At 30.1% G+C, this 10,558-nt stretch carries 8 protein-coding genes and 3 pseudogenes; 1 reads left to right on the plus strand and 10 read right to left on the minus strand.

Translation table 11 applies throughout. The features are described from left to right. Positions 1-175 precede the first annotated feature (175 nt). Positions 176-1,222 (plus strand): tyrosine-type recombinase/integrase, encoded by a 1,047-nt coding sequence (locus CLU83_RS21915; protein WP_100433552.1) that lies wholly within the window; start codon positions 176-178, stop codon positions 1,220-1,222. 275 nt (positions 1,223-1,497) lie between these two features. Here the strand turns inward: CLU83_RS21915 and CLU83_RS21920 are convergent, their stop codons facing one another. The 10 genes and pseudogenes from CLU83_RS21920 to CLU83_RS22945 form a co-directional block, all read right to left on the minus strand. After that, a complete protein-coding gene (locus CLU83_RS21920) occupies positions 1,498-1,905 on the minus strand; it encodes a hypothetical protein (protein ID WP_100433553.1) in 408 nt (135 codons plus the stop codon). A 39-nt stretch (positions 1,906-1,944) separates the two neighbouring features. Next, positions 1,945-2,979, minus strand: a complete 1,035-nt coding sequence (locus tag CLU83_RS21925; protein WP_157802165.1) for an RHS repeat domain-containing protein — start codon at positions 2,977-2,979, stop codon at positions 1,945-1,947. Between the two features lie 647 nt (positions 2,980-3,626). After that, the gene (locus tag CLU83_RS21930; RefSeq protein ID WP_100433555.1) at positions 3,627-4,304 is read right to left on the minus strand and encodes a hypothetical protein; all 678 of its coding nucleotides are present in this window, start codon (positions 4,302-4,304) and stop codon (positions 3,627-3,629) included. 31 nt (positions 4,305-4,335) lie between these two features. Further along, positions 4,336-5,367: a restriction endonuclease gene (locus CLU83_RS21935; RefSeq protein WP_100433556.1), complete on the minus strand. Its 1,032-nt coding sequence runs from the start codon at positions 5,365-5,367 to the stop codon at positions 4,336-4,338. 48 nt (positions 5,368-5,415) lie between these two features. Continuing rightward, a complete protein-coding gene (locus CLU83_RS22935; protein ID WP_369828814.1) occupies positions 5,416-6,183 on the minus strand; it encodes an ATP-dependent endonuclease in 768 nt (255 codons plus the stop codon). Further along, positions 6,166-7,223, minus strand: a pseudogene (locus CLU83_RS22940) (ATP-binding protein); the annotation flags it as partial. The gene CLU83_RS22935 and the pseudogene CLU83_RS22940, both read right to left, overlap by 18 nt. A gap of 643 nt (positions 7,224-7,866) precedes the next feature. After that, a complete protein-coding gene (locus CLU83_RS22620) occupies positions 7,867-8,787 on the minus strand; it encodes a hypothetical protein (RefSeq protein ID WP_232727218.1) in 921 nt (306 codons plus the stop codon). A 177-nt stretch (positions 8,788-8,964) separates the two neighbouring features. After that, a pseudogene (locus CLU83_RS22625) lies at positions 8,965-9,390 on the minus strand (DEAD/DEAH box helicase); the annotation flags it as partial. Positions 9,391-9,713: 323 nt separating this feature from the next. Continuing rightward, the gene (locus CLU83_RS22335) at positions 9,714-9,884 is read right to left on the minus strand and encodes a hypothetical protein (RefSeq protein WP_198512331.1); all 171 of its coding nucleotides are present in this window, start codon (positions 9,882-9,884) and stop codon (positions 9,714-9,716) included. 101 nt (positions 9,885-9,985) lie between these two features. After that, positions 9,986-10,163: pseudogene (locus CLU83_RS22945) on the minus strand (Hachiman antiphage defense system protein HamA). Between the last annotated feature and the right edge of the window lie 395 nt (positions 10,164-10,558).

Consider the following 10,558-nt stretch of genomic DNA (forward strand, 5'->3'; position numbering starts at 1 on the left):
CCAAATTCAATTATAGAACTGTTAAAAACACAGGTGGAGAGGATATGTCGTCGCAACGATAAGCAACATAGTGTATGTTTAAAACAAAAACTACAAATTTAAAAAGTTGTAGTTTATCTATTATAAAAACTACCATTTCTCAACTAAAATTGTATTTTTGAAACAAAACCATTTCATGAAAAAAACGAGTCTTATAATTCCTTTGTTCAAACAATTTATAAAAGAAACCGAAACTGGGAAACGGCTCAAAAAAAACGGTGAAAAGATAAAATCAGGCTCCATACAGAATTATTATTATGTGATGAACAATCTTATTCAGTTTTCTAGTGATACTAAGTTTGAATTGCGCATTTGTGATGCTTCCAAACTAGACAGACGCGAACTGCAGTCAGAAAAAAGTTATTGGAAAAAATTCTACCAAAAATTTACGGAATTCCTATATAAAAAAGGATGTCATGACAATTATGTAGGCGCAAATATAAAAGTGATTCGAGTGTTTTTTAATTACTTAAAAAATGACAAGGACATCTTTACAGGAGATTTTCAACGATTATTTTATGTTCGCAAAGAAGAAATTGAGATTTTCGTACTTTCCCCTGAACAACTCAAGTTCTTAATTCACGATAAAGAGTTTGAATCTTCACTAATACCAAGTCATAGACGAATAAAGGATATTTTTGTTTTTGGTTGTACTACGGGATTGCGTTATTCCGATATTTTTTTGTTGACCAATAAAAATTTTGAGCAAATGGAAGGCGAATGGTACTTGAAACTTAAATCGAAAAAAACAAAGACATTCAGTTTTATTAAGCTCTCTGCTTATGCAGTTGTCATTTTTCAGCGGTATCAATCTCAGAGTAATAAGGTGACTCTCTTTGGAAATACCAGTTTGTTTAATTTTAATAAAAGTCTAAAGCAAATAGGTGAACAGGCAGGTTACACGACTCCTATTGAAGTCTCTCGTGAAAAACAGGGAAAAACGCAGCGTCTTACCAAAAAGACGGATACATCTAAAAACCGATTTTGTGACAAAATGAGTTCTCACATGATGCGTAGAACAGCTATAACGACCTTATTAATTTTGGGAATGCCAGAACATCTTGTTCGAAAAATAAGCGGACATAGTAGTGCCAGCACTTCATTTAATCGATACGTACATTACGCACAAGCTTACATGGATAAAGAAATCGAGAAAGTGCATAGTAAATTAGAAAGTTATTAAATAAAATTAAACAACAACCAGAAAATGAATTCCAGTTGTTGTTTTTTGTTATTACTGCTTTATTATTTTATGAACACGAGCAACTTATATAAAAACCATCACGGAAAAAGTCGGGAGACTTTTATCGTATTTACCGTTTTCAAGAACTTTTATAAAAACGCAAAGTCAGAGACATTTGCGTAGCGTACTCGACAACTTATTTACTCTTCGAAGAGCTGGGGGGCACGGTTTACAAAACCGCGCTATCGTTGTGTTGACATATCCGAGCCATCGGGTTAATCCCAAATTGTTAAATACCAAGTATCTCCATAGTGACTTACTAAATACAATTTTTTATTATTAATTAAATTAAACGAAATTTTTTTTTTGTTCCTTTTTAAAAAAATAGTAACTCTATTATTTTTCTTTTTATTCGTTTTTACGAACTTAAAAATTTCTTCATGTTTTAAGTTTTTATAAGATAAAGAGTCTTTTCTATAAAATGTTATTTTCTTTTTTTCGTTCAGATATGTTATTATAGTGTCATTAAATTTATCTAAAAAACCAATACATATTAATTTTTTATCATTTGAATTAAATGTAAAACTAGGATTTTTTGTAGAACTATCTTTTCCGTAAGAAATTATTACTTTTTCTTCTCTAAAAGTATTTAATAATTTATTACTAGATCCACATTTAATCAAAAAAAGAAAACAATTAACGCAACTATAAATTTAAAAATTTTAATCATAATTTAGATTTTTTCTCGTTTTTAATTCATCTGGATCGTAGTTTGATTTATCTTGAACATTTTTTATCAGAGTTTTTATTTGACCTGGATCAACTTTATTTAATCCACTTGGTGCTAATGAAGATTCAATTGGTTTAATTTCATCACTGTTCAAGAAATTATCAATAATATTTTGCGTATTTCTGTTAGTTAAGTCTTGTTGATTTAAATTAGGACTGTTTAATATCTCTAATGGTTTTAACTCCCATGGATGGTTCAAACCTCCAGAATGTCCAAAAATTTCATGCGAACCAGTTTCTGAAATATCTACATCTGGAACAACTATACCATCAATTGTTATAGCCATATTTACCTTAAATTTATTAATTGCTCCTCTAGTGTCACCAAGAGTGATATTTGAAGTTGTTGTTGTAGTGGTGGTAGTTGTATTACCTACAACATTGGTTGTTATATTCGTAGCCTTTTTGGTTACTCTATCATCAAATACTAAATATGCAATATTTCCATCATCAGCACTTACTGGGCTGTAATCTAAAATTACAACTGTACTAACATTTTCAGTATATTTTTTTCCATCTTTTTTGTAGGTTAAGGTGGTATTCCCGTCTTTCTCTATTCTTGACTTAATCGCTTCGGATTTTGCTTTTACAATATTTGGATCGGTCATTTTGGTTGATTGATTCTCAACCTTAACTCTAATGACTAGTTCAGTTGTTACTAAAATAGAACCGTCAGGGTTTGTTATTGAGTTAGTACATATTGCCCACTCTTTACCATCTAAATCATTCCCATCTATAGGTCTATTCGATGCAAATTGATAAGGCGTTAAAAATGAATATCTAGCTGTTAATGGATCAACACTAAAAAATCTTCCAATTCTCGGATTGTACATTCGCATTCCGTAATCTTGGAAATTTCCTTCACCCATTATTTCATTATCATTTTCTTTTCCATTGAACCCATAACGGTAACTCTCGCTTTGTCCGTGTCTATTTGGCACCAGCATACCAAAAGGATAGTAATCCAATCGTTAGTTTGATCAATGAATACATGGAACTATTTGTGTAAGAACGTATGTTAAAAATGCAAAATAAGGCAATTTTTGACTTTCAAAAGGACAAAAAAGGCATCCTTAATATGTGAATTAACTTCCTGTACAGTAAAACTAAAAAAAATCTCAGAATAAAAAAATTTAGAATGGAAATATACAGCAGTATATACTGGAAGTTTTTGGATAAAATAATTTAATCAATGATATTGTCTTAAAAAATTCAAGTTGGACTTGTGTAACTTGAATTATAGTGTAATTGCTAAAAATATAGAACTGTTAAATTTGTATAGTAATGAAAATCTCTTAAAAAGACCATTATATTGATGGTACAGTAAATTAAGGATCCTCTTTTTGAAGGCGGTATTTCCGAAACAAAACTTCAATAAAAAACCCTCAAACAATTGATGTTTAAGGGTCTGTTTTTGTAGCCCTAACGGGACAATTCTCGAACCACTTTCATGATGATTTAAAAAAAATAAATATTTAGTTTAATGATAAGTAGGTTTAATGTTAGGGAAGTCAGGATAAAAATGAGGTTTTGAATGATAAAGATTTTATCTAAAAAAAAAGTTCCAGTTAGAAATATTTTAACGATTTTGCTTAAGGGGTGCAAGTAGATGTTTCTATTTGTTTTCCGGAAAAAGCTCATCATAATATAGACGAACACGTTCGCCCAAGTCTGTTAATCTATAAAATAATTTTATTTCTCCACCTCTAAATTCAAGATCATATTCTTCATATTGATGATTTCTTTCTATTGGTGTTTGTTCTGGACGTTCTTGGTAGATTAAACCTAAACTAATTAGAGGGTAATATTCTTCTTCATAAATTTCTTTTCTTTCGTAAGCTCCAAAACTCTTTACCAAAATTAAATCGTCGAGATAAGCACTTTGTATTACGTTGGTCAGGCGCAGAAATTCTTCTGCATAAAATTCTCCCTGCGCTTTAAGTTTACATAAGCGTCCAAAAACTTTACATTTTTTAATTGTCTCTAACTTGTCTACCGCCATTAATATTTTTTCTACCGCAGTTTCGTTATCATCATGTAGATCATTAAGCAATGTGTCTCTTTCGTCATCATTTAGTTCACCAAATTCAAGAAGTACATTCATAGCTTTCTTAATAAAAATTCTATCTGTGTAAGAGCTGTATACGTTTTTAATAGCCACAATTGTTTTTAGTATCGGTATTTCCTTAACTAAATCGTCAGTTAATTGATTATCTAAAACCTTTTCAACAAGATCAATTGAAATTTCTTTCAGATCTTTCGACTCAATTATTTCCTTAATTTGCTCTTTCATAATTAGAAATTTGTCTTGGCTATCATTGTTTTTATCTTGACAGTTTCATTAGTATAAAATCTATTTTTTCAGTTAAATACGTATTTGGATCGTCTCCATCATCTTTCATTCTTAACATCTCACAGATGTCTTTTTGATCTAAACTTATAATTAATTTACCTGATTCTCTTAACGATCCTTCCATAGCTGTAATAGCATTTTTTTCTGCTCCATCTCTGGTTAAAATAATAGCAATATTTCTAAGTGCCGTTTTGTATAAGTATTTTTCGGTGCTATAGACTTGACCTTGTTTTATTTTTTTTTTGTAATTTTTGAATTCAAAAACAACAAATCTTGAATGAAAATCACGAGCTAATAATTTCCAAAAATCATTTGTTGAAGAGATTTTCGCAATTAAATCAAAAATGTGTAACGTGTCAACGGTTGTTGTTTGATTTTGCCAGTTTGAAAAGTCATTTTCAAATATATATTTTAAAATTCTTTCACATTGGATTTCATATTCTTTAGCCGTTTTTTTGCCTGCTGATAAAGCAGTTAATTCTTCGCAAAGTTCTTTTCCTTTATTTACTTTTGGAATGTTTGTTTTTTTAAAATTTATGAATTCCATTGTATATTTGTGAGAATGAGTAAATACTCCATCGTAAATATCTTCTTCTCCTGATTGTGACAATTCTAATAATATAACTTCGAGTTCATTACGCAGATTTTTATTACCGCTTGTCAAAGAAATTAAAATCCCTCTGTCAAATATTTCAATCTCAAATTCCTTTTTTAGCTCTTCTCTTATTTGTGGTTCAATGTTAGCCGTTGAAACTAAAAAGCCTCCTTTATATTTATTATTTTGGAGATTATATTGTAATTGAACAAGTGAATTTTTAATTGTTGAAATAGGGATTCTACGACTCCTATAAATTTTTACCTCAACTCCGTACGTATCTGAATTTTTTGCTATTTCAATGTCTACACCTTTATCAAGTGGTTGTGAAATAAGATTGCTATCTAACTTAAATGAGTTAAATAAATCAAATATAAAATGTTCAAATCTTAGCCCAATGTTTCTCATAAAATTCGCTTAGTTTTTTTAAAATGACATATGTTGTAAAAAGTATATTTAGCAAATACTTAAATACTCTGCGAACATTTCTGTAAATTCATATCTTTCAATTCCATTATCGTCATAAGTTTCTACTTCTCTAATTAAGGCAGCAGTCATATTTGGCCAATATGTGTCAAGTACATGGTCTTTTTTCTTTGATTTTTGAATGCTAATTAAATGCTTAGCATCGTCTGTTTCAGTAAATGTGAATGTACTACCAGCCGGTAGCCCTAAAATTGATAAATGCAAATAATTTTCCGGTTCTCGTTTTCGAGTAACATAAGCTTTTATACCTTGAGCTTGTAACTCATTTATAGCGGTTGTGTTTATTGCTTCTTCAACTGTTCCCTTGTCAGAATCTAAAAGAATGCACCAAGGAATATTAAATTGCTCTGCTAATTTTAAAGTTCTCCAATGCTTTAAATTTCCACAGCCACCAATCGGAACAATTGCGATTTCTTTTTCTAAAAAAGTATGTGTCAAATATCCTTCGTCTTTTAATACTTGCGAAGTATGATTAACAAAGCTAACATCGGATTTGCCTTCTACTAATAAAAGTGCTTTTGCTGATTTAGAAATGGGATCAGGTAAAAGTCCTAATGTATCAGCAATTTTTTGAAATACTTCATCAGTTCCTGATTCCACCGTTCTTACCATACCTTCTTTATTTATAAATCTTAAACTTTGTAAAGGTAGAAGACCTGCTAAACTAGGAGTATGAGTAGTAAGTATGATTTGGGTATTAGGTGCATGTGATAATTCTATAAAAGCTTTTATCAGCATTTCTTGGTGATTGGGATGTTGTGATGTTTCAGGCTCTTCGAATGCATATATTATTCTATCTCCAACGTTTCCGAGTCTTCTTTTTTCAGCTTCAGCTCTAAAAAAGTTTAACAATATCAATCTTCTTACACCGCTTCCACGTTTATTAATTGGAATATCATCTTCTGCTTTAATTGTAAGTTTAAATTGGGTGTCAAATTTAGGATCTGTTTTGAATTCTGGAATTAATTCGTCTGCTAGATCTGGAGCCATTTCTTTTAATTTTACTAAAGTCCGGTTAGCAGTTTCAATTGCTCTATTTCGAACTTGATTCTTTATATATGTCAATTCTGCTTCTAATTCTTGAAGTGCTTGCTGTACAGCAATTTTCATTGGATCAGTTACCTCTTTATCCTCATCATTACTTTGTCGATCAGATTGAAAAAGGGCATATATCGGTAAGTAATTTTCTAGTGCAGTGTATACTTTTTTAGAATCTTCTTTATCAATTAATAATTGTGTTGGTGCTAAATTTAAAGCCCCGATATGTTGCCAAATTGCTTCCCTTATTGATGAGTTAACATTTCCATTATAATTAGCAGCAGCTATTCCTAAATCATTTGCTCGAGTTTTTAATTCTGTTTTTTTAATTCCAATAGATCATTAGCATTTCCTGAAGAAGGATGATTACAGACTATGTATATTTTTTCTTTAGGTTTAGCTGAAGTTGCAGGGAAAACTTTTTTTATTTCTAATTTTCCTGCAATGTTTAATAAGTATTCTGCTGCCAATGTTGTTGGCGTTGCAGCATCGATAATTATTTCAGCTGGAAAATCATTGAATATACAAGTAATTTCAATATTGTTGCCAACTGAATTTTTGCTCAAATCTTCTCTTTCACAGACAACAATTTTATTATTAAAAAAGATTTCAAGTGCTTCAAGAATAGTAGATTTTCCAGCGTCATTTTTACCAATGAAAGCGGTCAAGTTTGAAATAGGTATCGTAATTTCTTCAGTATAACCTCTGAAATTTTTAAGTTTGACTGATTCTAAATTCATTATTTAAATTTATTAGAGGTTATTGTACAAATTTCGTAGGTTTATCTACAACTTATATATGATAAGCATATTTTTACTTTATAAAACTGCCTGTTAGCAGTAGTGGAAGAAAGCGAATGTTTTCAAGTAAAAGTTTTATAAAATAGAGTTTTAAGTCTGGTAATTTTTATTGTTGATCTATATTTTGTTTTTAATTGTCTCGATTCCTTGATAGAAATATTTCAATACAAATACATCAAATTGGTCTAAATCCCTAACTCTTGCTCTAACGGTTTTAATACCAAATTGATTAAATATATCTATAACTTGATGTATAGTTAAATCAGTTATAGTAAAGTTTATCAAACCACTAAGGTGGATCTTTCGAGAAATCATTCTTGGCAAGCCCGTATTCTTCAAGTTGATAAACAACTGTAGGTAAAAAAGCATGAGAAAGCCTCGATATAAAAGGAGATACATCTGAGTTGTTATGCCCAATCATTTCCTTATGCAAAATATTTACATCGTGAATTAAACTTGCTAATTTAAAAGTTGCATTACGTTCCAATTTAAAAAAATCTTCAATTGTAACATTTGATCGGTTAATTTTCTTAAAATTGAAGGAATTGAACTTGTCCAATTTGCCTCTAAAGCTTTAACAAACTCAACAAAATTGTGTGAGAAGTATCCCATCGAGGATGCAAACGCAATATTTTGTGTAAAAATAATGCCACTTATCGGGGTCATTATTGTTAAGAAATCCAAAGCCATTCCAACTTTGGCTATTATCTCTCATATCTTTGGCTATTTCCAATAATAGTGGTCCATTTGTAATATGAAATTTATTTTCTTTTTGAAGTCGATTAAAAGCTTCTGCACCCAAAATCTCTGACATTTCGCGCTTAAACTGGAGAATTTGTGATATCTGATCACTTGTTAATTCCTCTTTATATTCTTCAGGATCGACATCATTAACCAACTCGTCAGGAAACTCCAAGTTTAATTGCATGTTTTCTTCTGCCGGTGGTTCATCTAAAATATAAATTTTACCAATAAAATGCTTAAACATTCTGCCACCACGACCAATAATATTTTTATAAGTAAAATCATTTATTGTTGCCCATCTGCTTTTTCCACTTAGATTTCTCCATAAAATAACATTTTCAGCAGAAGTATTAACACCTTCAATTATTGATGATGTTGAGATCATATTATTGATTCCCCAATTAGATTCAAATAACCGAACTTGAATTTGACTTAGTGACCTATGAAGTCTTCCGTTATGAACACCAGTACCTCTTCTAATTAAACTGGCTAATGTCCAATTTGCCGAGTAATGTTTTTCTAACCAATGAGAAAAAGCTTGTAAAAGTGGACTTTCATCAATAGGAAATTGATCAATAAATAAGTTTGTTACCTTTCCAATCTCTGCATAAGTCCCTGCATATATGAGTGTTTTAGTTTTTTTCATTCTTATTATTTCAAGTAACTTCTCGCTTTTTAATGATTCATCACCATTAATTTCCAACTGAAAATTATATTTCTCTAAATAAACTGTATTAAAATCTAATTTATAAAAACTCACATCTTTAGTAAAGAGACTATCGTTTAACTGACCAATGTTAGGAGCAAGGAAGTACTTCTGTTTTGCAATTTTACCAAGTTTAAGTATTGCCTTTAAAAGCGACGGTGATCTATCTTTTTCGAATTGTGCACTAGCCTTATAAAATTCATCAATAACTAATAAATCAATTGATTCAATTGTATTAATATAATTAATTGCCCTTTCTTGTGGAAAAATTAAAATGTTTTTTTCTGCAAGTTCGACATCAGAGGTTGTTATTATTTTATATTGATCAGCAAACTTATTATATAGTCTTCTTCTCGTTTCATCTGTAAGGGCAATAGTAGGTACTATAATTACAATATTATTAGGCTTTTTAATGGATATAAAAGCATCAATAACAAAACTTTTACCAAAACTTGTTGGAGCACTAACAGCTAGACTTTCTCCTCTAAGTAATTTTTTTAATAGAGAAGATTGCTCTCTGTGCAGTGTAACTGTTTTTTCTATTCCTATATCTGCCTTAAATGCTTCATGTATATATCTGTCTTGCCAATTTGAAGTTTCAACATCTATATACGGATAAAGTCCGGTCTGGCGAATTAAGTGATTAACTAGCGGAATATATTTATACTATTTTTTTTATGAAAATCTAATAGTTGAATTAATTTATCTCTTGCTGTAGAATCTTCACCTTTGCTAATGTCATCATTGATAGTACGACAAATTTCAAAAATGTAGTTCTCATTTGAATTAGCACTTATTTGTAATGATGTTCCCCATTTTTATTGGTTCTTAAAAAATTCAACATTTGCTAAAAATTTTTCTACAATTGCCTCTTTTGAAGGAACTGGGAATAAAATAATATGAAAATTTATCTCTGAATACATCCACAAACTTCTCCAAATTTTTTTAATTGTTTTTTGAAATAAGCTTGAGCTCTATTTTTATGAAATATCAAAATTTTCATCTTTATATTCTTGAGTCATAGTTTTGGTAGTACTTGTTACTTTGCATTCATGCAGAAGTAATATCGGAATGTGTAACTTTAGGTTTAATGGTGTCCATTGAAACCCCTGCTGAAATTGCGTCCAATATTTGTTGACGTAATGTTTCATCCTCAATTAATTCGTTCAAATCTGCTACGTTGTTATAATACTGTTTTCAAGGTCTAATTTATCTTTGGTCAAAGCATTTTCAACAGACTGAACAATAGATCCTAATCGTGCGTTTGAATATCATTATAAAACTTTGCTTCGCCATACCATAAGGTAAAATCGCCATCTTTTACAACTACATGAACACTATCACTCCTTGGCATTATCCTGATTGTTTTGTTTGTAAAAAATTTTGGGGACTACTGGTAACGCATCATAGTGATGTTCAATAGATGCCATACAATACTATTCGGCTAAGTCACTCTCTTTACCATATATCATCATCACCATCGGTTAATTCTTAACTTTTTGCAGCTCTATTACGCAATGTTCCTTGCTCTTTGATCTATTAAAACTTGCTTGCGTTCTTCCTCTCGCAGAAAGCTGCTGTTTCTTTAATATTGTCCCAAATAAAGCTTTGAAATTTTGAATACCGCCAAGAACCTTCTTCAAAATCATTTATTATACTTAAAACTTTCTTTTTGTCAATTGGCTAAAGAAGCATCTGAATTAAAGTTGCTAAACGACTCATCCAATAAGATTCAAATTTAACTTTGTTTATTAGATCACTCATAAATATAATATTTTACACAAATTAACATATAAATTAAAATCTTAATTTTTGAATGAAAAAA

This window comes from Flavobacterium sp. 1, assembly GCF_002797935.1.
In the GTDB taxonomy this organism is placed as follows: domain Bacteria; phylum Bacteroidota; class Bacteroidia; order Flavobacteriales; family Flavobacteriaceae; genus Flavobacterium.

What these genes read in the sequence shown, in the direction of transcription:
- CLU83_RS21915 (WP_100433552.1), top strand. Translation starts at nt 176, where the DNA reads ATGAAAAAAACGAGTCTTATAATTCCTTTGTTCAAACAATTTATAAAA.
- CLU83_RS21935 (WP_100433556.1), bottom strand. Translation starts at nt 5,367, where the DNA reads ATGAGAAACATTGGGCTAAGATTTGAACATTTTATATTTGATTTATTT.
- CLU83_RS22335 (WP_198512331.1), bottom strand. Translation starts at nt 9,884, where the DNA reads ATGAAACATTACGTCAACAAATATTGGACGCAATTTCAGCAGGGGTTT.
- CLU83_RS21930 (WP_100433555.1), bottom strand. Translation starts at nt 4,304, where the DNA reads ATGAAAGAGCAAATTAAGGAAATAATTGAGTCGAAAGATCTGAAAGAA.
- CLU83_RS22935 (WP_369828814.1), bottom strand. Translation starts at nt 6,183, where the DNA reads ATGCTGATAAAAGCTTTTATAGAATTATCACATGCACCTAATACCCAA.